Below are 20,812 nucleotides of genomic sequence, written 5' to 3'. Positions count from 1 at the left end.
ACTTAAACAGCCTTGCTGATGGTGACGCCCAGGCGCTTCAGGGCCAGCGCCAGCGCATCGGCCAGGTTGGCCTTGGTGACCACGCCCTGCAGATCGAGGCCCAGGTGCACGATGGTCTGGGCGATTTGCGGACGCACGCCGCTGATGATGCAGTCGGCACCCATCAGGCGGATGGCGGTCACGGTTTTGAGCAGGTGCTGGGCCACCAGGGTGTCTACGGTCGGCACGCCGGTGATGTCGATAATGGCAATTTCCGAGCCGGTGTCGACGATGCGCTGCAACAGCGACTCCATGACCACCTGGGTGCGTTGCGAATCCAGGGTGCCGATCATCGGCAGGGCCAGTACGCCGTCCCACAGCTTGACCACCGGGGTAGAGAGTTCGAGTAATTCTTCCTGCTGGCGCTTGATCACCGACTCACGGGATTTCTGGAACGTACGGATGGTGTGCATGCCCAGTGCGTCGAGCAACTCGGAGATTTCCCACAGCTGTTCGGCGAGTTGCGTCGGTTGCTCGGCGTATTCACGCTGCAGCAAGGCGAACAACGGACCCTTGAGGGCGAAGATAAAGCTGGCGGTCTGCTGCGAGTCCTGGCCGACCAGGGCACGGCTGTGGGAGAGCTTTTCCAGGAACACGCGGGTCTCGGCCCAGTTTTCCTGGCCGACCTGCTGGGAACCGCCTTGCTGCAATGCCGCGATCAGCAGGTTGAGGAAGTCGTTGGCCTGTTGCTTGGCGTCCTCACCCTTGACGTTGCGTGTGGCCCCCGAAGCTTCAAGGCTGGCAACCCACTCGGTCAGCAGGGTAGGGCGATGGGTGTGGAGCGCCTGAATGGTGTGAGCTTGCAAAGTTGCCACGGGGAATCTCCTTGAATGCCTGGGTGAATGGCATGCAATTTATACTAAAACGGACTGTTTTGAATTGTTTCGAGTGTTTTCGTTCAATTCGTAGAGGCCCTATGGATTGGGCGCTCCAGCGGGTTTTGGGGTTGACACGGGAAAGGTCTCTGCAGGCTCGAAAATTTAGGTGCGGTGACGCGGCGTTCGCTGGCAAATCAACCGCATGGGGCAAGTGGACTTTTTGATCGTGGCAAGCCTGCTCACCCCAACACGCTTGCCCTTCACAATCATGGCGCCCCATCGTCTCTAGGACGATAATGCCCCCCACCCCGACTCAACTGGCCGCCTCCCGTGATCATCAACTTCGACCTCAACGACCTCCAAGCCTTCCGCGCCGTGGTAGACAAGGGCAGTTTTCGCGGCGCCGCCGAAGCTATCCGCATCTCGCAGCCGGCGCTCAGTCGCCGTATCGAGAAGCTTGAGTCCGCGCTGGATGTGAAGCTGTTCGAACGCACCACGCGGCGGGTCAGCCTGACCATGGTCGGCCGCGCGTTCCTGCCGCAGGTCGAACGCATGCTCGATGACCTTGACGTCGCCCTGATGGGCATCAGCAACGTCGCCTCCACGCGCATGGGCAACGTGACCATCGCCTGCGTGCCGTCCACCGCGTACTACTTCATGCCCCACGTGATCTCCGAATTCCACAAGCTCTATCCGAAGATTCGCCTGCGGGTGCTCGACGCCAGCGCCGGTGAGGTGTGCAACGCGGTGGAAAGCGGCGAGGCGGATTTCGGCGTGAGTTTCAGCGGCAGCCTGGCCGATGAGGTGGAGTTCGAGTTGCTGCTGCAGGAGCGCTATGTGCTGGCCTGTCGGCGTGACCACCCGCTGGCCGGGCGCGACAGCGTGACCTGGGCCGAAGCCTACGAGCACGACTACATCACCGTGGACAAGACCTCGGGCAACCGCTTCCTGCTGGACCAGGCCCTGCGCGGGGTGCGGGTGAAAAAACCGAGTATCTGCGAGACGCACCACGTGACCACGATGATCGGGCTGGTGGAGGCGGGGTTGGGCGTGGCGATGGTGCCATCGATTGCGATGCCGGCGAGCGATCACCCGATCCTGCTGAGCGTGCCGTTGGTGGAGCCGCAGGTGATGCGCAATGTGGGCTTGATCAAGCGCCGCGGGCGGACGTTGCCACCGGCGGCGCTGGAGTTGGAGCGGTTGGTGCGCGAGACACCGTTTCGGTCAGTGTGATACCGAGTCCAGCCCGGTCGATTGCACCACCGGTTGGGCTTCGGGCGACGCCAGGTAGCGCAGCAGCGCCTTGGCCTGCGTCGGGTGTTCGGCGTTGACCGGAATGCCCGCGGCAAAACGCGTCACCGATTGCACGTCTTCCGGGATCTTGCCGACGTAGGTCACACCCGGTACCGGCAACAATTCCGCGACCTGTTGCAAGCCCACCTCGTAGTCACCCTTGGCGACCTTCTCGGCCACCGGAATGCGTTCGACCATCGTGCCTTTGGCCGGCATGCCGAGTTTCTTGAACAACTCCTTCTCGACATACACACCGCTGGCGCTGTCCGAATACGCCACGGACTTGGCCTTGAGCAGCACCGCCTTGAGTTCGGCGTCGGTGCCGATCGCAGGCTTGGGCGCGCCGTCCTTGACCACCAGGCCGATGCGCGAGTCAGCCAATTCGACACGGGAGGCCGGATCGACCTTGCCCTGCTTGATCAGGTCATCGAGGGCGTAGCCGACCATGATCACCACGTCGGCGTGTTCGCCACGGGCCAGGCGGTTGGGAATCGCTTCCGGCGCCTTGCCCATCGACGGGCCGAGGATGGTATCCAGGCTGTCACCGCTTTGCTTGGCGTACTGCGGGCCGAGCAATTTGTAGGCGGCGGTAAAACCGCCGGAGGTCATCACCTTGAGTTCCTCGGCCTGTGCCGTCAGCGCCAGCACGCCGAGGGCCAGGGCCGTCAGGGTCGTGAGCAGCGGCTTCATCATGCCGCCCCCTGCATCACCTGCCCGCGAGTGTTGGCGCGACGGTACAGCGCCAGGGTCGAGCACAGGGCGCACAGGGCGGCAAACATCATCCAGTAGGCCGGCGAGGCCTTGTCTTCGGTGATGTGGATGAACCAGGTGGAGATCGCCGGGGTGAAACCACCGAAGATCGCAGTCGCCAGGCTGTAGGCCAGCGAGAAGCCCGCCACGCGCACTTCCACCGGCATGATTTCGGTGAGCGCCGGGATCATCGCGCCGTTGTACATGCCGTAGAGGAACGAGAACCACAGCAGGGTTTCGAGCATGTGGGCGAAGCTCGGTGCATTCACCACATAGGACAGCGCCGGATAAGCCGTGAGAACGGTCAGTACCGTCATGGCGATCAGCACCGGTTTGCGGCCAAAGCGGTCACTCAAGGTGCCACCGATCGGCAGCCAGACAAAGTTCGACACCGCCACCAGCAGGGTCACCAGCAGCGCATCCGAGGTGCTCAGTTGCAGCACGGTCTTGCCGAAGGTCGGCGCGTACACGGTGATCAGGTAGAACGCGGTGGTGGTCATGGCGACCATCAGCATGCCGCCGATGACCACGGTCCAGTTCTTCACCAGGGTCGCCAGCACTTCACGCATGCTCGGGCGATGTTTGCGGTTGGCGAACTCTTCGGTCTCTTGCAGGTTGCGACGCAGCAGGAAGATGAACGGAATGATCACGCAACCGATGGCGAACGGAATGCGCCAGCCCCAATCGGCTACCACCGAAGGCTCCATCCACACGTTCAGGCCATAGCCGAGCGCGGCGGCGACCACGATGGAGATCTGTTGGCTGCCCGACTGCCAGCTGGTGTAGAAGCCTTTGCGGCCCGGGGTGGCCATTTCGGACAGGTAGACGGACACGCCGCCCAGTTCCGCGCCTGCCGAGAAGCCTTGCAGCAGACGGCCGAGCAGCACCAGCAACGGCGCCCACAGGCCAATGGTGTGGTAACCCGGCACCAGCACGATCAGCAACGTGCCGCTGGCCATGATCGACAGGGTCACGATCAGCCCTTTGCGGCGACCGACGTCATCGATGTAGGCACCCAGGATGATCGCGCCCAACGGACGCATCAGGAAGCCTGCGCCGAATACGGCGAAGGTCATCATTAATGACGCAAACTCATTAGCGGCGGGGAAGAACGCGGCAGCGATATAGGTGGCGTAGAAACCGAACAGAAAGAAGTCGAACTGTTCGAGGAAGTTGCCCGAAGTAACGCGGAATACCGCACCAACTTTCGAACGGGCAGAGTCGGGCCGGGTAGGGCTAGTCATGGTTTTGTGTCTCCAGCGTTCTTTTTAAAGTGCTTGTTTCGCTTAAGACCTAGAATAGTGGCTGACACATTTAGAAATGATAAGTGACAAATTTGGATAGATTGATGTGTATTGGCTATCAATCTGGGTGTCCGTCGAAATTCCAGCCCTGCTCTATGCTTGAAGGTGTGACCAATTCTTATCGATGGAGGTGGCAATGGCTGACGAACACAAGCGCCGCGATGAGCCGGAGCGTGAGCAACCCCGGCGGCGGGAAGAAGAAAAACCGCAGACCTGGAAGCATCCCGATGATGGGACAGAACTGTCCGAGCGTGACCAGGAGCGTCCGTTGAAGCCTTGATATCAGGTTAAACGCGGTGCAAATGTGCGGGTGGTCGCCGCGCTGGCAGCCCGGCGCTCGCGTCAGGGGCAGGGGGTCATGAAACCAGCAACGAAATAGGAAACCCCGACGCCAGCACCATAAACGCCACCACTGCCGCCAGGCACAGGCCAACAAACACCCGCAACAAAGTGCGGGCGGTGGGGTGGGCAATCAACCGGATAGCCCAGAGACAGAACCCGGCCACGACAATGGCCAGGGCGAGAATGACCAGCACGGAAGATGCTCCAGCGACCCTGAAGAGCTGATTTATAGTCGCAAAGGCTGACGATGAACAGTGCGCACATAGACGCAGCCCCCCGGGCTTTCTAAACTGCGGCTTGTCTTGGGGAAGGGGCAGGCGCCGATGAATCGCAATGAATTACGCAAGGCCGACATCAACCTGATGGTGGTGTTCGAAGCTTTGATGCTCGAGCGCAACGTGACCCGGGTCGCCGAGAAGCTGTTTCTCGGCCAGCCGACCATCAGTTCGGCACTCAACCGCTTGCGCACCTTGTTCAACGACCCGCTGTTCATTCGCGTCGGCCACCGCATGGAGCCCACCGCGCGGGCCGAGGAGATCATCCAGCACCTGTCGCCGGCCCTGGATTCCCTGTCGTCGGCACTGAGCCTGACCCACGATTTCGACCCGTCCATCAGCACCATGACCTTTCGCATCGGCCTGTCCGACGATGTGGAGTTCGGCCTGTTGCCGCCGCTGTTGCGGGCCCTGCGCCAGGAAGCGCCGCAGGTGGTGTTCGTGGTGCAGCACGTGGACTACTGGCGGATTCCCGACCTGCTGGCCTCGGGTGATATCACCGTCGGCATCACCCAGACCCGTGGCCTGCCGGCGAACGCCAAGCGCAAGCTGCTGCGCCACATTCATCCGCGCATCCTCAGGGCGGACGCCAGCGATACGCCGCTGACCCTCGATGAATATTGCTCACGCCCCCACGTGCTGGTGTCGCACACCGCCAACGTGTCCGGGTTTGCCGATGAGTGGCTGGCCGAAATCGGCCGCAAGCGCCATGTGGTGCTGTCGGTGCCGCAATACAGTGCGCTGCCGGCGTTGCTTGCCGGCACCGACTTGATCGCCAGCCTGCCGGACTACACCGCCGAAGCCATGGCGGTATCGGGCAAGCTGTTCTGCGAGCCGTTTCCGTTCCAGACGCCGACCCTGGATTTGTCCATGGTCTGGCTCAGCCACGTCGACACTGACCCGGCCGAGCGCTGGGTGCGTTCGCGGCTGGAGGCCTTCATGAGTGATCGAGGGTTGGCGGGTAAAACCTGACTGACACAGCTTTCATGCCTGGGGCGTTGCGCCCCGTGCTATATCTACGAATCTTCCTACAACAAACTTGGAGAAACCCATGCCGCACCTGCACCTGGAATACACCGCCAACCTCACAGGCCTGGCCGTCGAGAAAACCTTGCTGCGGCTGAACAATGTGCTGATGGTGTCCGGGCAATTCGCTTCCGAGTTCGATATCAAGAGCCGCGCGGTGAAGGTCGAGAGTTTCCAGGTCGGCACCTCCCTCGGCCCGCGCGGTTTCATCGCGGTGAAGCTGTCGTTGCTCAGTGGGCGCTCACCGCAGGTCAAGCAGCAGTTGTCGCAGAGCCTGTTGGCGGCGTTGCAGGATCTGGGCGACTGGCCAGAAGGGCTGCAGGTGCAACTGAGTGTGCAGTTGGTCGACATGGATCGCGATTCCTACAGCAAGGCCGCGATCGGCTGACCTTCCCAGCAGCCGCTATAACAAGCCCTGATCGGCGCAGACCTTAACCACCTGTTCCCGAAACCAGGTATTGGCGCTGTCCTGGTGACTGCTTTCATTCCACTGCATGTCCAGGGTGAAGCCCGGCAAGCCGTTGGGCGCTTCGCAATGCCCATACAGCGTGGCCGGTGCCAGCAGCTTCTGCACGCGACGCGGCAGGGTGACGACGAAGTCGGTGCCGGCAATCATCTTCAGGGCGGCGCTGTAGCTGTTGGCCCGCGCGACCACTTGGCGCTTGTGGGCCTGGCGCGAAAGCCAGCCATCGATCATGTTGGTGTCGGAGGTCCACGGCGTCGGGAACACGTGGCGCCGTGCCGTGAAGGATTGCAGGCTGAGCGCCGGCTCGCGGGGCGTCGCGCGTTTGTCGAAGACGCACACCAGGTCGTCCTCCAGCAGCATCTGGGTCTTGAAATCCTTGTGGGCGCGGTGAAAGTGCGGGCCGAAGCAGACCACCAGATCGAGGCGGCCTTCGCGCAGGTCGTCGGCGGGAATATCGGTTTCCAGCTTCTGCACATTGACGATCACCGGCAGGTCGGCGCGGTCGAAGTTCTTCAGCAGGCGCGGCAGGATCAGCTGTTCGAAGTATTCCGGCGCGCAGACGTTGAAGGTCACGGCCTTCTGGGTGGGGTCGAACGCCTGGCCACCGGCGTGGCACAGGTTGATGCTTTCGAGGATTTTCTGCACATGGCCGTACATGGTGCTGGCCTTGTACGTAGGACGCATACCCGCCCGCGTGTTAATAAAAAGCTCATCTTCGAAGCTGGTGCGCAGTTTCTTCAGGCTGTAGCTGACAGTGGACTGGCTGACGAACAGCGTTTCTGACACCTCGGTAACACTGCTCTGGTCGTAGACGGCGATGAACACCATCAAGTCCTGCATATCGAGCTTTCTGAGCAAGTTACTGTTTAGCATCCATTCCGTCCGTAAGCCCGGTGCACCGAAGTCAGTACAAAACCGTGCAAAAGCTTAACGGAACGGACGTGCCAATAGAAAGTGCTGTAGGGCGTTTCTATGTTTGGAGTGGGACAAATACTTTTGGCAATACGACCTCAGCGGATATGCCGCGCGTAATGCCGTGGGTTGAAGCGCGTGACGATCACTAGCATCACCACGATTACGGCGGTGAGCGACCACCAGGCCCATTCAAAGCTGCCGAGTTGGTCGCGGATCATCCCGGCAATCAGTGGCGACAGGCCAGCGATCAGGTAGCCGATGCCTTGCACAAAGGCGGTGAGGCCACCGGCGCGGCGCGGGTTGTCCAGGTGGTCGAGCGAGAGGATCAGGCTCATCGGAAACAGGCCGCCGATGCCCAGACCCAGCAGGCATGGCCACAGCAGGCTCAAATGATGAGGGCTGAGGATCAGGCCGCAGAATCCCAGGATGATCAGCACCAGCAGCACCGCGACCACGCCGCGTTTATCCTGGCGACGGTTGGCGACGGCCGGGGTGACCAGCCCGGATACCACTTCCATGGCGGTCAGGAACCCCAGCAGCAACCCGGCGTTCTGTTCGCTCCAGCCCAGCTCCACGTAGTACGGCGCCAGCCACGCCAGCACGCAGGTGTAGGACGCGGTGCCGAGGCCGAAAAAGATCGCCAGCAGCCAGGCGCGCCGATTGCCGAAAAACGATTCCTGCGCGCCCGTGCCGGCCTGGGGCATCGGCGGCACTGCCGCGCGCTGGGCATACCAGAACACCAGGGCGAGCAGGGCCAGCGCGGCCCAGATCGCCAGGCCGATGCGCCAGCTGCCGGTCTGCACCTGCACGAACGGCGCGAACGCAGCCGCCAGCGCCGCGCCGCCCATGATGGCGGTCACATACAGTCCCATGAACAGCGACACGTTATCGCTGAAGCGCGACTTGATCAGCGCCGGCATCACTGCCTGGATCAGCGCAATGCCGACACCGGCGGCAACCGCACTGACGATCAACTCCAGGGCCGAATCCAGCCACAATCGCGACAGCGTCGCCAGGCCAATCACCAGCAGCGACAGCACAATGCTGCGGTGCTCGCCCACCCGCTTGGCCAGGCCCATGCCAAAGAACATCGCCAGGCCCATCGCCATGACCGGCAACATGGTCAGCAACGCCGCACTGCTGAAACTCAACGGCACGTCACCGCGAATCGATGACAGCAACGGGCCAACGGCGGCCATCGACGGGCGCAGGTTGAGGGCCACCAGTACCACGCTGATCATCAGCCAGACGGCGGTGGTGGGTTTTGCGTGAACGTTTTCCATGGGCAGGCCTTGAATGAACAAGGGCGAATCAGGCCATGTACGGGGGAGGGGGGCAAATGAGAAAGTCGTTAGGCCTATCTAAAAAATCCAGATGACTGCAGCTCCACGGGCAAAGTGCGGGAGCTGGCTGGCCGGCGATAGCGGTCTATCAGTCAAGCTTGCTGCAACTGAAAGAGTGCTATCGCCGGCAAGCCAGCGCCTGCAGGGGGCGCGGTATCAGACCGATCTAATCACGTGCTTGATCTCCTGAAACGCCGCCAGCCCCCACGGCCCCAGCTCGCGGCCGATGCTGCTCTGCTTGTAACCGCCCCACGCCGTCTGCGGGAAGATCACTTGCGGGGCGTTGATCCACACCATGCCTGCCTGCAACCCATTGGCCACGCGCTCAGCCGTTTCTGCATCGCGGCTGACCACGCTCGCGACCAGGCCGAAGTCACTCGCGTTGGCCAGCGCGATGGCTTCGTCCTCGTTGGTAAAGCGGCGTACGCACAGCACCGGGCCGAAGATTTCTTCGTTCCACAAGGCGCTGTCCAGCGGCACGTCGGTGAACACCGTGGGGCGGATGAAAAAGCCGTTGGGCAGGTCCGTCGGACGCGCGCCACCACACAACAAGCGCGCCCCCTGCTCAATGCCTCGCTGGATATGCCCGAGCACCCGCTGGTACTGCGTGCGGTTGATCAGCGCGCCCATTTCCACGTCTTCGGCAAACGGGTCCGCCACGCGGATCGCCTCCGCCCGTGCCTGCAAGCGCTGCAGGAATTCATCCGCCAGGCTGTCCGCCACCAGCACACGGCTGGTGGCCGAACACATCTGCCCAGCGTTGAAAAATCCACCGCCACACGCCAGCTCCACCGCCAGGTCGAGGTCGGCATCGGCGAGCACCAGCAGCGACGATTTACCGCCCAATTCCAGGCTCACGCCCTTGATGGTTTCGGCGGCGCGTTGCATCACCTGCACCCCGACGGCGTTGCTGCCGGTAAAGGAAATCTTTGCCACGCGACGGTCCGCCGCCAGCGGTGCACCCACCGCCAGCCCGGTGCCGCAGACCAGGTTGAAGACGCCCGCCGGAAAACCGGCCTCGCCAATGATGCGCGCCAATTGCAGCTCCGCCAGCGGCGTGACCTCCGAGGGCTTGAGCACCACGCAGCAACCGGCGGCGAGGGCTGGGGCGAGTTTCCAGGCGGTGGTCACCATGGGGAAATTCCACGGCACGATCAGCCCCACCACGCCGCACGGTTCGCGGCGCAGGCGGGCGCTGAAGTCTTCGCTGGGCAGCGCCACCGAGGCGTCCTGGCTGGCGTCCATGGCGTCGCAGACACCCGCGTAATACTCGAAGGTGGCGATCACGTCATCCACATCGATGCCCGCTTCAAACAGCGGCTTGCCGTTGTTGCTCGACTGCACGTGCATCAGCTGTTCGCGCTGCTCGCTCACCCCTTGGGCAACCTTGCGCAGCAGCGCGCCGCGATCACGGCCGGTGCTTTTCGACCAGTCGACAAAGGCCGCGCTGGCAGCATCGACCGCCTCGGTCACGGCATTCGCATCGCCAACGCTGACCTGCGCGAGGGTGGCTTCGGTGGCCGGGTTGATCACCTCCAGCGCCGTCTCGCCAGCTCGCCACGCACCGTTGATATACACACCGTTCACGACTGCGCTCATAGCGCTACCTCCTTCATCCAAAGACCCTGGTCGATTTCAATCAGCGTCGGCCCCTGGCGGTCAGCGGCGACGCGCAAGGCGCGGCGTAAAAGGTCGGGGCTGTGCACGCTTTCGGCCGCGCTGCCGAGCGCCTTGGCCACGCCGATGAAGTCCGGGGTGTAGATGTCCACACCGACGGGCTCGATGGCGCGGTTGAGCATGTATTTCTTGATCTCTTCGTAGCCCTGGTTATTCCACAGCAGGACGATGATGGGCGTACGCGCCTCGACCGCACTGGCCAGTTCCGGCAGGGTGAATTGCAACCCGCCGTCGCCGATCAGGCACACCACCGGCTGCCTGTCGCCACGCCCGAGCCAGGCGCCGATCGCAGCGGGGAGGGCGTAGCCGAGGGTGCCGTAGCCGGTGGAGGAATTGAACCAGCGGCGCGGGTGGTCGAGGTTCAGGGTCAGGTTGCCGCTGTACACCGGCTGGGTGGAGTCGCCCACCAGCACGGCGCCGGGCAGGGCCTCCAGCACCGTGTTGAGGAACAGGGTCTGCGCGCGGGTGGCGGCGTCCCAGGTGGGCGCAAGGTCTGCCCACAGGCGGGCGACGCGTTCAGCCCCCCACTGTGGATCGCGGTGGGGTAACGGCTGGTGGCTCAGTTCGGCCAGCAAGGCTTCGGCGGCGATCTGCGCGTCGGCCACCAGCGCCACCTGTGGCGGGTAGTTGCGCACGGTCTGGTCCGGATCGATATCGACGCGCAGCAGCGCACCGGGAATTTCAAAGCCGCCGGCGAAGGTCACGTCGTAGTCGGTTTCAGCCAGCTCGGTGCCAATCGCCAGCACCACGTCGGCCTCGGCGACCAGCGCGCGGGTGGCGACCAGGGTCTGGGTCGAGCCGATCAGCAGCGGGTGCGCGGCGGGAAGCATGCCTTTGGCGTTGATGGTCAGGGCCACTGGTGCGCCGAGCCATTCGGCCAGACGCGTCAACTCGGGAGCCGCATCAATCGCGCCCCCGCCGGCGAGGATCAACGGCCGCTTGGCCGCTGCGAGCAACTGGCTCATCTGCTTGACGGCCGCTGGCGCTGCACCGGCACGCGCCACGCTGACCGGCTCGCAGCCCAGCAACGCGTCGGCGTTTTCCACCAGCACGTCCAGCGGGATCTCGATATGCACCGGGCGTGGCCGACCGGCCTGGAACACCGCAAACGCGCGCGCCAGGACGCCGGGCAACTCCGCCGCCGACATCAGTGTGTGCGAGAAGGCCGCCACGCCGGCGATCATCGCGCCCTGGTTCGGCAACTCGTGCAACTTGCCGCGCCCGCCCCCCAACTGGCTGCGCGATTGCACGCTGGAAATCACCAGCATCGGGATCGAGTCGGCGTAGGCCTGGCCCATGGCCGTGGTGATATTGGTCATGCCCGGGCCGGTGATGATGAAACACACGCCCGGCTTGCCGCTGGTGCGCGCGTAACCGTCGGCCATGAAGCCGGCGCCCTGTTCGTGGCGTGGGGTGACGTGGCGGATGCTGGACCGTGCCAGGCCGCGATACAGCTCCACGGTATGCACGCCGGGGATGCCGAACACCTGGTCCACGCCGTAGCTTTCCAGGAGGTTGACCAATACTTCGCCGCAGGTCGCCATAGATGTCGCTCTTGTTATTGATTCGAGGCGGTATTGGACCGGCTGGCCCGTAGCGGCAACAATCGATAAAAAGTCATACTAGCCATGTCCTCACGTCATGGCTGCGCCCCGATGAAACGCCTTCCGCCCCTGCCTGCGCTGCACACCTTCTGGATCACGGCCCAGTGCTGCAACTTCACCCGCGCCGCCGAGCAGCTGCACATCACCCAGGGCGCGGTGAGCCGGCAGATTGCCGGGCTTGAAAGTCACCTGGGCTATGCCTTGTTCCAGCGCCAGGCCCGCGGCTTGAGCCTGACCGAGGAAGGGCGTGAATGGTCGCTGCGCGCGCAGCAGGTGTTCGGCTTGATCGCAGAGGCGGTGGAGCAGATCGGCAGCCGGCGCGAGACCCTGCAACTCAAGGCCTCCACCTGCGTGATGCGCTGGCTGTTGCCGCGCCTGATGCAGTGGCAACGGGAGCGTCCGGATGTGCCAGTGGAACTCACCACCACCGTGGCCTACACCGTCGACTTCCGTCGCGAGGCCTTCGACGCGGCGGTGATCTACGCGCCCATTGCCGAACAGTCGGCCGAGGCCCGGCATTTGTTCGATGAACAACTCACCCCCGTGTGTGCGCCGGGGTTGCTCGGCACATTGCTCACGCCTTCGGACCTGCAGCAGCAGGTCTTGCTGCACCCCACGCGCGATGAGCGCGATTGGGCGTTGTGGCTGCAGGCTGCGAATACGCGCCTGAGCAATCTGGCCCAGGGGCATCATTTTGAAACCCTGGACCTGGCGATGACCGTCGCGTCACAAGGCTCCGGCGTGGCGATTGGCGACAGCGCGTTGATTGGCGAGGACTTGAAGGCCGGGCGCTTGGCGACACCGTTTGAGCTGAGGGTGCCGACGGGGATGGGCTATTACCTCGTGTACCCGCCGGGGACAGCCCCGTCGGCCGGGCTTGAAGCGTTGATGGAGTGGCTGGTGGGCCAGGCACAACAGACGGAGCGCTGAGGAGCGAATGGGGTGGTGGGTTTGTGCGTGAGGGCGGTGGTTCAGGGGGTGTTTTCGGTGACTGGCAGGCAGCCTTCGCGGGCAAGCCCGCTCCCACATTTTTGCTCGGTGTGAGGCTTGGGGTGTGGCGGTGTGGCCGGAATAGTCAGGCCGTGCACCGCAGGCATGGACGACGCCTCCCCCCCTGTGGGAGCGGGCTTGAACTGGTCAAGTAATCTTGGACACCGATTAAGGTTTCACGCCACCAGCTTCTCCCTGGCGACTGGTGACCGATAGTCGTTGTAGCTATGCGGCCTGGTGATGTTGTAGCGCGATACATAGCGCTGCACATCCGCTCGGGCCTCATGTTCCGACCCGTAGCCTGCTTCTGGCACCCACTCTGATTTCAAACTTCCAAAGAAACGCTCCATCGGAGCGTTATCCCAGCATTCGCCTTTACGGCTCATGCTTTGTCGGAGTCCATGTTCCAGCAGTTCATTTCTGAATTTATGGCTGGTGTACTGGCAACCTTGGTCGGAGTGAAACAGTACGTCTTTTGGGCGACCGCGCAGTTCAATCGCCATGCGCAGGGCTTCGCAGGTCAGCGTGGCATCAGAGATCATCGAAAACGACCAGCCCACAATCCGGCGAGCGAACAAGTCCAGAACCGCCGCGAAATACAGCCAACGCTTGCCGACTTTGATGTACGTCACGTCCCCACACCACACCTGATTGACCGTCGCAACATCAAACTTGCGTTTGAGCACATGCGGTGCCACCAAAGCCTCCACGCCAGGTGACTTGTACTTATGGCGCCGGCGTTGACGGCTGACAATGCCTGCTTCTCGCATCAAGCTGCGAGCCATGAACCGCCCGACATCATGCCCGCCGGCTTGCAGCTATTTAGCCAAGGTACGAGCGCCCGCAGACTCTCTCGACGCCCTGTGGTGCTTGACCAGCATAGCCTTGAGTTTCTCTCGCTTAGGGCTCACCTTGCCTTGGCGCTGACGCCATGCGTAAAAGCTACTGCGGTTTATTCCGAACACACGACAGCAATCGTTAACGCCGTACTGCTCGCCCAGCTCACAGATCAACGAGAGTGATCTTTGGCGTCCAAAAGCAGGAGAGCACTGGCCTTTTTTAGGATTTCGATATCCCGGTCTCTTTGCCTGAGCAAGGTTTTAAGTTCCTGGATCTCTCGCTGATCCGCGGTAATCGCCTTGGCTCCCACCGGAGTCGAGCCCAAGCGTTCCTTGCGAACTTGATCGACCCAGCGGCGCAAGGCCGTAGGGCCAATATCCAAGCTGGCACAGACCTCGGGAACTGACTGCCCCTCGTCCAGCACCATGCTGGCAGCCTTGAGTTTGAACTCACTTGAATAAGATTTACGCATATCCAAACACCTCAGATTTGGACGCCATCATAGCGCCCGATTGAGGTGTCCAAAATCATTAGGCCAGTTCAGCTTGCCCGCGAAAGCGGTGTGTCAGTCGATGATGTTTCAACTGAACCACCGCTTTCGCGAGCAAGCCCGCTCCCACATTTTTAGTCGGTGTGAGGGCTGGGGTGTGGCTGGAATAGTCCAGCCGTGCACCGCAGGCATGGACGACGCATTCCCCCCTGTGGGAGCGGGCTTGAACTGGTCAAGTAATCTTGGACACCGATTAAGGTTTCACGCCACCAGCTTCTCCCTGGCGACTGGTGACCGATAGTCGTTGTAGCTATGCGGCCTGGTGATGTTGTAGCGCGATACATAGCGCTGCACATCCGCTCGGGCCTCATGTTCCGACCCGTAGCCTGCTTCTGGCACCCACTCTGATTTCAAACTTCCAAAGAAACGCTCCATCGGAGCGTTGTCCCAGCATTCGCCTTTACGGCTCATGCTTTGTCGGAGTCCATGTTCCAGCAGTTCATTTCTGAATTTATGGCTGGTGTACTGGCAACCTTGGTCGGAGTGAAACAGTACGTCTTTTGGGCGACCGCGCAGTTCAATCGCCATGCGCAGGGCTTCGCAGGTCAGCGTGGCATCAGAGATCATCGAAAACGACCAGCCCACAATCCGGCGAGCGAACAAGTCCAGAACCGCCGCGAAATACAGCCAACGCTTGCCGACTTTGATGTACGTCACGTCCCCACACCACACCTGATTGACCGTCGCAACATCAAACTTGCGTTTGAGCACATGCGGTGCCACCAAAGCCTCCACGCCAGGTGACTTGTACTTATGGCGCCGGCGTTGACGGCTGACAATGCCTGCTTCTCGCATCAAGCTGCGAGCCATGAACCGCCCGACATCATGCCCGCCGGCTTGCAGCTGTTTAGCCAAGGTACGAGCGCCCGCAGACTCTCTCGACGCCCTGTAGTGCTTGACCAGCATAGCCTTGAGTTTCTCTCGCTTAGGGCTCACCTTGCCTTGGCGCTGACGCCATGCGTAAAAGCTACTGCGGTTTATTCCGAACACACGACAGCAATCGTTAACGCCGTACTGCTCGCCCAGCTCACAGATCAACGAGAGTGATCTTTGGCGTCCAAAAGCAGGAGAGCACTGGCCTTTTTTAGGATTTCGATATCCCGGTCTCTTTGCCTGAGCAAGGCTTTAAGTTCCTGGATCTCTCGCTGATCCGCGGTAATCGCCTTGGCTCCCACCGGAGTCGAGCCCAAGCGTTCCTTGCGAACTTGATCGACCCAGCGGCGCAAGGCCGTAGGGCCAATATCCAAGCTGGCACAGACCTCGGGAACTGACTGCCCCTCGTCCAGCACCATGCTGGCAGCCTTGAGTTTGAACTCACATGAATAAGATTTACGCATATCCAAACACCTCAGATTTGGACGCCATCATAGCGCCCGATTGAGGTGTCCAAAATCATTAGGCCAGTTCAGCTTGCCCGCGAAGGCGGTGTGTCAGTCGACGCTGTTCCAACTGACCCACCGCCTTCACGAGCAAGCCCGCTCTCGGTGAGTCAGTAGCCGACAGTGAAGCGCTGGCGCGAATGCTTGGGGGTTTCTACTTCGTCGATCAGGGCGATGGCGTAGTCGGCAAAGCTGATCCAGCTGCGGCCGGCGCTGCTTACCAGCAGGTTGTCCTGGCCCAGGCGGAATTTCCCGGTGCGTTCGGTTTCCACGAATTCCGCCGAGGGCGACAGGAAGGTCCAGTCCAGGTCCTTTTCCTGACGCAGCACGTCGAGAAACTCAGCGCCGGCGCTGGCTTCGGCTTTGTATTCAGGCGGGAAGCCCTCGCTGTCGATCACCCGGCCGCCGCCCGGCAGCAACAGCGAACCGGCGCCGCCGACCACCAGCAGGCGCTTGACCCCGGCTTTTTTCACCGGGTCGATCACGGCAGCAGCGGGGAGGGTGGCGAAGTGCGCCGCACTGATCACCACATCACTGCCACTGACGGCTTGCTCCAGGGCGTGCGCGTCGAGTGCATCGACCTGCTTGACGGTTACGCCGTCGCGCTCAGGCAGCTTGTCGGTGTTACGCGCAATGGCGACCACGCTATGCCCGCGACGCAGGGCTTCTTCCAGCAATTGGCTGCCAGCACGGCCGGTAGCCCCAATGATTGCGATCTTGCTCATGACGTTCTCCAGTACGGTTAGGGTTTGAAACACTTCACCACTTCATTTCGCCCTTGGCGACTTTGGCGCTCAGTTCCAGCGAGCTTTCGTCGGCGAGGGCGGGGTAACGTTTTTTCATCGCCGCGATCAGGGTGGCAGAGTCCTTGGCCTTGGCGGTTTCCACGTCGAAGGCCTTGATGTAGTCAGCGGTAAATTTGACCGAGGCCGGCGATGGCGTGCCCAGGTAGTGACCGGGAATGACGGTGCGCGGTTTCAACTGCTCGATGCGTTGCAGGGTCGCCAGCCAGTCCTGGTGCGACTGTGCACCCTGGGTGTCGGCCATCCACAGGTGAATGTTCTCGGCAACGACCACGCCACCGATCACGGCCTTGATCGACGGGATCCACACGAAGCTGCGATCCGGCTGTGCGCTATCCAGGCCGATTACCTCCAGGGCCTGCCCCTCCAGCGTCAGGCTGTGGCCTTCGAGGACTTGCGGCACGATGGTTTTCGCCGGCTGGTCGGCGCCCATTTTCGGTCCCCAGAAAGCCAGCTTGGCGGCCACGGTGGCGTTGATATGGTCGACCACCGGCTGCGGCGCCAGCACCTTGGCGTCGGGGAACGCGGCGGTCAGGGTGTCGAGGCCGAAGTAGTAGTCCGGGTCGCCGTGGCTGATGTAGAGGGTGGTCAGGTGTTTGCCGCTGGCGCGAATCCTTTGCACCAGCTGCTCGGCCTGGCCCTTGCCGAATTGCGCGTCCACCAGGATTGCGTCCCGGGTGCCGCTGACCAGCACCGAGCTGACCGGGAAGATCGCAGCCTCACCGGGATTGTAGACGTCAAGTGTCAGGTCGGCTGCCGCAGCGTTGGCGGCGAAGGCCAGGGCGGCGGCGGTCAGGGTCAAGCGCTTGAGGGTCGAGAGCATCGGGCAATCCGGCAGTGAGTAAAGGATGCACAGAGCTTAGTTGCACCAAACGCAACTAAAAATGCGATGCTGGGACATAGTTTGTTTCTAAAATCGGGCAAATCATGGATCGTCTTCAAGCAATGCGCGTGTTTGTCACGGTGGTGGATTTGGGCAGCCAGTCCGCCGCCGCCGACCATCTGGACCTGTCGCGCCCGGTGGTGTCGCGCTACCTGGCGGAGCTGGAGGACTGGGTGGGCGCGCGCCTGTTGCACCGGACCACGCGGAAACTGAGCCTCACGGCGGCCGGCGGTGAAACCCTGCCGCGCTGTCGGCAATTGCTGGAGCTGTGCGGCGACATGCAGGCCGCCGTCAGCGAGCCCGATGACGCCCCGCGCGGCCTGCTGCGACTGAGTGTCAGCACCTCGTTCGGCCAGGCGCAATTGGCCGATGCCATTGCCGAATATGTCAGGCGCTACCCCCTGGTCACCGTCGACCTGCAGATGCTCGACCGTACGGTGAACCTGGTGGACGAGCGTATCGACCTGGCCATCCGCACCAGCAACGACCTGGATCCCAACCTGATTGCGCGGCGCCTCACCGTCTGTCGCTCGGTGGTGTGCGCCACGCCGGCTTATCTGCGGGAGCATCCGGCACCGCAGAAAGTCGAAGACCTGGCCCGGCACAATTGCCTCACTCACTCGTATTTCGGCAAAAGCCTGTGGCACTTCGAAGAGCGCGGCGAGCACGTGTCGGTGCCGGTGCACGGCAACATCACCGCCAACGAGGCCAGTACGCTGTTGCGCGTGACGCTGGCCAGCGCCGGGGTGGCGATGCTCCCCAGTTATCAGGCCGGCGAGCATATCCGTCGTGGCGAACTGGTGCGGCTGTTGCCGGAAGCCGAGCCCCGGCAGATGAATATTTATGCGGTGTACGCCTCGCGCAAACACATGCCGTCGGCGCTGCGCAGCCTGCTGGATTTCCTGGTGTTGAGGTTTCCGGAAGAGCCGGAGTGGGACATCGGGCTGCAGTCGACATAAATGTGTTGAATGGCGCCCGATAATGGCAACTCACCGCAGCTGACCTATGCTTTAAACAGCACCCTGTAGATCCGTTCAGAGGTCTGTGCCATGAGCATCAAAACCCGAAAATACCTGATGATTTTCTTCCTCTGCGCCCTGGCGACCGGGCTGTATGGCACTGCCGCCTACCGAGTGGAGCAAACCCGGATGCAGCCGACCTTCGCGATCAGTTGCCATCAGGATCAATGCGTGCCCCACACCGGCAGTTTCAGCGCATTGCGCTGAAGCTTGCACCTACAGTGATGTCGGTGGTGTTTCGGTCTTGAGCTGTTCGCGAAACGCCTTGGGTGAAAACCCGACACGGCGGCGGAACAGCCGCGAGAAGTTGGTCGGATCGGAAAACCCCAGGACCTCTGACATTTCATTGATGGTCATGCTGGTGTAAGTCAGCAGGCGCTTGGCCTCCAGCAATTGGCGGTCGTGCATGATCTGCAGCGCAGGTTGCCCACCCAATTCCCGACAAGTGCCGTTCAGGTGTGAGACCGAGATCCCCAGCTTGTGGGCCAGGTCTTCGATCTTCGGGTGTTCGCGATAATGCTGTTCAACCAACTGGGTAAAGCGCCGGAAATATTCACGCCCCCGTGGGGCCCGTGGGTGGCGGCGCTGGATGGCCTGGCGGCTGATCCACACCAGCAGCACGCTGACCAGGGCGTGCATGAGCATCTCGCGAGCCGGCTGCGCATCGGCGTATTCCTCCTGCAGGCGGGTGAACAGGCTGTTGAGGTAATCGCTGTCGTTGCCCGCCCGGTAGCTGCCGAGCGCGTGCAGACCGTCGACCGTCGTGCCCAGTTGCGCCTGCAAATGGCTGACCAGCGGTGCCGCCAGGGTCACGATATAGCCTTCGACATCCTCGGCAAATCGAAACCCGTGCACGCACAGCGGTGGCAGCACCTGCAGCGTCGCTTCGTTGAGGGTGGTGCGCTGCCCTTCGATTTCCAACTGTGCCTGGCCTTTGTGCACGTAGAGCAACTGGCACAGATCCGCGTGCCGGTGGGGTTGGATTTCCCACTGGTATTCCCGACTGCGGCGGGAAATGGTTTCACAGTGCAACAAATCGGGAGTCGGCCATTGCTGGCTTTCCCCGTAAAGCTTGAAGACCGGAATCGCGGTTTTGGTCATGGTTTCAATCCGATACTCAGAAGAGTGGTGCGGTAATCGCCCCGATTGGCGGAAAGCACAGGCTTTGTCTCAGTTTTCACCTTCTTATGCTGCGCACTCAAGTGAAAAATGTCAGCAACAAAACCAATGACAACTCTTTCACTTGATCCGTTCGGGTGGAACCTGTGGGCCATAACAATAATGAAAACGCTGAAAACCCAAGTCGCCATTATCGGCGCCGGTCCTTCCGGACTGCTGCTCGGCCAGCTGCTGCACAATGCGGGCATCCAGACCCTGATCATAGAACGCCAGAGCGCCGATTACGTGCAAGGGCGCATCCGCGCCGGGGTGCTGGAGCAGGGCATGGTCGACCTGCTGCGCGAGGCCGGCGTCAGTCAGCGCATGGACAGCGAGGGCCTGGTGCATGATGGCTTCGAACTGGCGCTGAATGGCCAACTCACCCACATCGACCTCAAGGCCCTGACCGGCGGCCAGTCGGTGATGATCTACGGCCAGACCGAAGTCACCCGCGACCTCATGGCCGCGCGCGCCGCAGGCGGTGCCACGACGTTTTACGAGGCGCGTGCCGTACAGCCCCACGCCATGAAAAGTGATCGACCGTGGCTGACCTTCGAGCACCAGGGCGAGGCATTTCGCCTGGAGTGCGATTACATCGCCGGGTGCGACGGTTTCCACGGTATCGCCCGCCAGTCGATCCCGGCCGAGGCGTTGCAGGTCTTCGAGCGGGTCTATCCCTTCGGCTGGCTGGGCATCCTCGCCGACACCCCGCCGGTGCACGACGAACTGGTCTACGCCAAGCATGCGCGGGGCTTTGCCCTGTGCAGCATGCGGTCGCCGACGCGCAGTCGTTACTACCTGCAGGTGCCGGTCGAAACACCGCTGGAAGAGTGGTCGGACGCGCGTTTCTGGGACGAACTGAAAACCCGTCTGCCCAGCCAACTGGCCGATCAACTGGTGACCGGCCCATCCATCGAAAAAAGCATCGCGCCGCTGCGCAGCTTCGTGGTGGAGCCGATGCAGTACGGGCGCCTGTTCCTGCTTGGCGATGCGGCGCATATCGTGCCGCCCACCGGGGCCAAGGGCTTGAACCTGGCGGCCAGCGACGTGAGCACATTGTTTCGGATCTTGCTCAAGGTGTATCGCGAGGGGCGGGTGGACTTGCTGGAGCGCTACTCGGCGATTTGCCTGCGGCGCGTGTGGAAGGCCGAGCGGTTCTCGTGGTGGATGACCTCGATGCTGCATCAGTTTCCCGAGGCGGACGGCTTCAGCCAGCGCATTGCCGAGAGTGAGCTGGCGTACTTCATCGGCTCCGAGGCGGGGCGTAAAACCATTGCAGAAAATTACGTCGGGCTTCCTTACGAAGCTATCGAGTAGCCTGCTATCGTATCGAGCATT

The 20,812-nt window shown here is 62.1% G+C and carries 23 protein-coding genes; 8 read left to right on the top strand and 15 right to left on the bottom strand.

Annotated features, from left to right (window positions below; genetic code table 11):
- Positions 1-2 precede the first annotated feature (2 nt).
- Complete coding sequence (locus C9990_RS23750; protein ID WP_106804852.1) at positions 3-854, bottom strand: STAS domain-containing protein; 852 nt, start codon at positions 852-854, stop codon at positions 3-5.
- 333 nt (positions 855-1,187) lie between these two features.
- Between C9990_RS23750 and C9990_RS23745 the strand changes: the two genes are divergently transcribed.
- Positions 1,188-2,090: a LysR family transcriptional regulator gene (locus tag C9990_RS23745; RefSeq protein ID WP_065899379.1), complete on the top strand. Its 903-nt coding sequence runs from the start codon at positions 1,188-1,190 to the stop codon at positions 2,088-2,090.
- Here C9990_RS23745 and C9990_RS23740 read toward each other — a convergent pair.
- Together C9990_RS23740 and C9990_RS23735 are read right to left on the bottom strand one after the other, a co-directional pair.
- The gene (locus C9990_RS23740; RefSeq protein WP_106804851.1) at positions 2,082-2,840 is read right to left on the bottom strand and encodes a substrate-binding domain-containing protein; all 759 of its coding nucleotides are present in this window, start codon (positions 2,838-2,840) and stop codon (positions 2,082-2,084) included. The genes C9990_RS23745 and C9990_RS23740 overlap by 9 nt on opposite strands.
- Positions 2,840-4,144, bottom strand: coding sequence for an MFS transporter (locus tag C9990_RS23735; RefSeq protein WP_065899377.1), 1,305 nt, complete (start codon positions 4,142-4,144; stop codon positions 2,840-2,842). The genes C9990_RS23740 and C9990_RS23735 overlap by 1 nt, the downstream gene beginning before the upstream one ends.
- A 196-nt stretch (positions 4,145-4,340) precedes the next feature.
- On the opposite strand from C9990_RS23735, the gene C9990_RS32520 reads away from it, so the two are divergent.
- On the top strand, positions 4,341-4,484 hold the full coding sequence (locus tag C9990_RS32520; RefSeq protein ID WP_016971360.1) for a hypothetical protein: 144 nt from the start codon (positions 4,341-4,343) through the stop codon (positions 4,482-4,484).
- Positions 4,485-4,560: 76 nt separating this feature from the next.
- Here the strand turns inward: C9990_RS32520 and C9990_RS23730 are convergent, their stop codons facing one another.
- Positions 4,561-4,740 (bottom strand): hypothetical protein, encoded by a 180-nt coding sequence (locus C9990_RS23730; protein WP_106804850.1) that lies wholly within the window; start codon positions 4,738-4,740, stop codon positions 4,561-4,563.
- A gap of 129 nt (positions 4,741-4,869) precedes the next feature.
- Here C9990_RS23730 and C9990_RS23725 point away from each other — a divergent pair, with 129 nt between their 5' ends.
- Entirely contained in the window at positions 4,870-5,793 is a 924-nt protein-coding gene (locus C9990_RS23725) for a LysR substrate-binding domain-containing protein (RefSeq protein ID WP_106804849.1), read from the top strand.
- 79 nt (positions 5,794-5,872) lie between these two features.
- Positions 5,873-6,235: a 5-carboxymethyl-2-hydroxymuconate Delta-isomerase gene (locus tag C9990_RS23720; protein ID WP_065899374.1), complete on the top strand. Its 363-nt coding sequence runs from the start codon at positions 5,873-5,875 to the stop codon at positions 6,233-6,235.
- Between the two features lie 15 nt (positions 6,236-6,250).
- On the opposite strand, the gene C9990_RS23715 is transcribed toward C9990_RS23720, so the two are convergent.
- The 4 genes from C9990_RS23715 to C9990_RS23700 form a co-directional block, all read right to left on the bottom strand.
- Complete coding sequence (locus tag C9990_RS23715) at positions 6,251-7,186, bottom strand: LysR family transcriptional regulator (protein WP_106804848.1); 936 nt, start codon at positions 7,184-7,186, stop codon at positions 6,251-6,253.
- A 137-nt stretch (positions 7,187-7,323) separates the two neighbouring features.
- Positions 7,324-8,511 carry a cyanate transporter gene (locus tag C9990_RS23710; protein WP_106805709.1) on the bottom strand — a complete coding sequence of 396 codons (1,188 nt, stop codon included), beginning with the start codon at positions 8,509-8,511 and terminating at the stop codon, positions 7,324-7,326.
- Positions 8,512-8,727: 216 nt separating this feature from the next.
- Positions 8,728-10,170 (bottom strand): aldehyde dehydrogenase family protein, encoded by a 1,443-nt coding sequence (locus C9990_RS23705; RefSeq protein ID WP_106804847.1) that lies wholly within the window; start codon positions 10,168-10,170, stop codon positions 8,728-8,730.
- Complete coding sequence (locus C9990_RS23700; protein WP_106804846.1) at positions 10,167-11,792, bottom strand: 5-guanidino-2-oxopentanoate decarboxylase; 1,626 nt, start codon at positions 11,790-11,792, stop codon at positions 10,167-10,169. The genes C9990_RS23705 and C9990_RS23700 overlap by 4 nt, the downstream gene beginning before the upstream one ends.
- 111 nt (positions 11,793-11,903) lie before the next feature.
- On the opposite strand from C9990_RS23700, the gene C9990_RS23695 reads away from it, so the two are divergent.
- Positions 11,904-12,782: a LysR substrate-binding domain-containing protein gene (locus tag C9990_RS23695; RefSeq protein WP_106804845.1), complete on the top strand. Its 879-nt coding sequence runs from the start codon at positions 11,904-11,906 to the stop codon at positions 12,780-12,782.
- 236 nt (positions 12,783-13,018) lie between these two features.
- Here C9990_RS23695 and C9990_RS32850 read toward each other — a convergent pair whose 3' ends face one another.
- The 6 genes from C9990_RS32850 to C9990_RS23675 all read right to left on the bottom strand — a co-directional run bounded on the left by C9990_RS32850 (position 13,019) and on the right by C9990_RS23675 (position 17,237).
- Entirely contained in the window at positions 13,019-13,627 is a 609-nt protein-coding gene (locus C9990_RS32850; protein WP_256595136.1) for an IS3 family transposase, read from the bottom strand.
- Between the two features lie 224 nt (positions 13,628-13,851).
- Positions 13,852-14,154 carry a transposase gene (locus tag C9990_RS32845; protein ID WP_256595135.1) on the bottom strand — a complete coding sequence of 101 codons (303 nt, stop codon included), beginning with the start codon at positions 14,152-14,154 and terminating at the stop codon, positions 13,852-13,854.
- A 279-nt stretch (positions 14,155-14,433) separates the two neighbouring features.
- Entirely contained in the window at positions 14,434-15,270 is an 837-nt protein-coding gene (locus C9990_RS23685) for an IS3 family transposase (RefSeq protein WP_256595084.1), read from the bottom strand.
- Positions 15,267-15,569, bottom strand: coding sequence for an IS3 family transposase (locus tag C9990_RS32840; RefSeq protein WP_065899480.1), 303 nt, complete (start codon positions 15,567-15,569; stop codon positions 15,267-15,269). Before C9990_RS32840 ends, C9990_RS23685 begins: the two co-directional genes overlap by 4 nt.
- A 152-nt stretch (positions 15,570-15,721) precedes the next feature.
- The gene (locus C9990_RS23680; RefSeq protein WP_106804844.1) at positions 15,722-16,336 is read right to left on the bottom strand and encodes an NAD(P)-dependent oxidoreductase; all 615 of its coding nucleotides are present in this window, start codon (positions 16,334-16,336) and stop codon (positions 15,722-15,724) included.
- Positions 16,337-16,370: 34 nt separating this feature from the next.
- Positions 16,371-17,237: an MBL fold metallo-hydrolase gene (locus tag C9990_RS23675; protein WP_106804843.1), complete on the bottom strand. Its 867-nt coding sequence runs from the start codon at positions 17,235-17,237 to the stop codon at positions 16,371-16,373.
- Between the two features lie 104 nt (positions 17,238-17,341).
- Between C9990_RS23675 and C9990_RS23670 the strand changes: the two genes are divergently transcribed.
- The gene (locus tag C9990_RS23670; RefSeq protein WP_065902103.1) at positions 17,342-18,256 is read left to right on the top strand and encodes a LysR family transcriptional regulator; all 915 of its coding nucleotides are present in this window, start codon (positions 17,342-17,344) and stop codon (positions 18,254-18,256) included.
- Positions 18,257-18,346: 90 nt separating this feature from the next.
- The gene (locus tag C9990_RS32515; RefSeq protein ID WP_162844255.1) at positions 18,347-18,523 is read left to right on the top strand and encodes a hypothetical protein; all 177 of its coding nucleotides are present in this window, start codon (positions 18,347-18,349) and stop codon (positions 18,521-18,523) included.
- 9 nt (positions 18,524-18,532) lie between these two features.
- Here C9990_RS32515 and C9990_RS23665 read toward each other — a convergent pair whose 3' ends face one another.
- The gene (locus C9990_RS23665; protein ID WP_106804842.1) at positions 18,533-19,417 is read right to left on the bottom strand and encodes a helix-turn-helix domain-containing protein; all 885 of its coding nucleotides are present in this window, start codon (positions 19,415-19,417) and stop codon (positions 18,533-18,535) included.
- A 189-nt stretch (positions 19,418-19,606) separates the two neighbouring features.
- Here C9990_RS23665 and pobA point away from each other — a divergent pair, with 189 nt between their 5' ends.
- A complete protein-coding gene (pobA, locus tag C9990_RS23660; RefSeq protein WP_177410377.1) occupies positions 19,607-20,791 on the top strand; it encodes a 4-hydroxybenzoate 3-monooxygenase in 1,185 nt (394 codons plus the stop codon).
- Positions 20,792-20,812 lie beyond the last annotated feature (21 nt).

This window comes from Pseudomonas sp. S5D5, assembly GCF_003013355.1.
GTDB classification, from domain to species: domain Bacteria; phylum Pseudomonadota; class Gammaproteobacteria; order Pseudomonadales; family Pseudomonadaceae; genus Aquipseudomonas; species Aquipseudomonas aylmerensis.
This window is presented reverse-complemented; position numbering and strand designations above follow the sequence as displayed.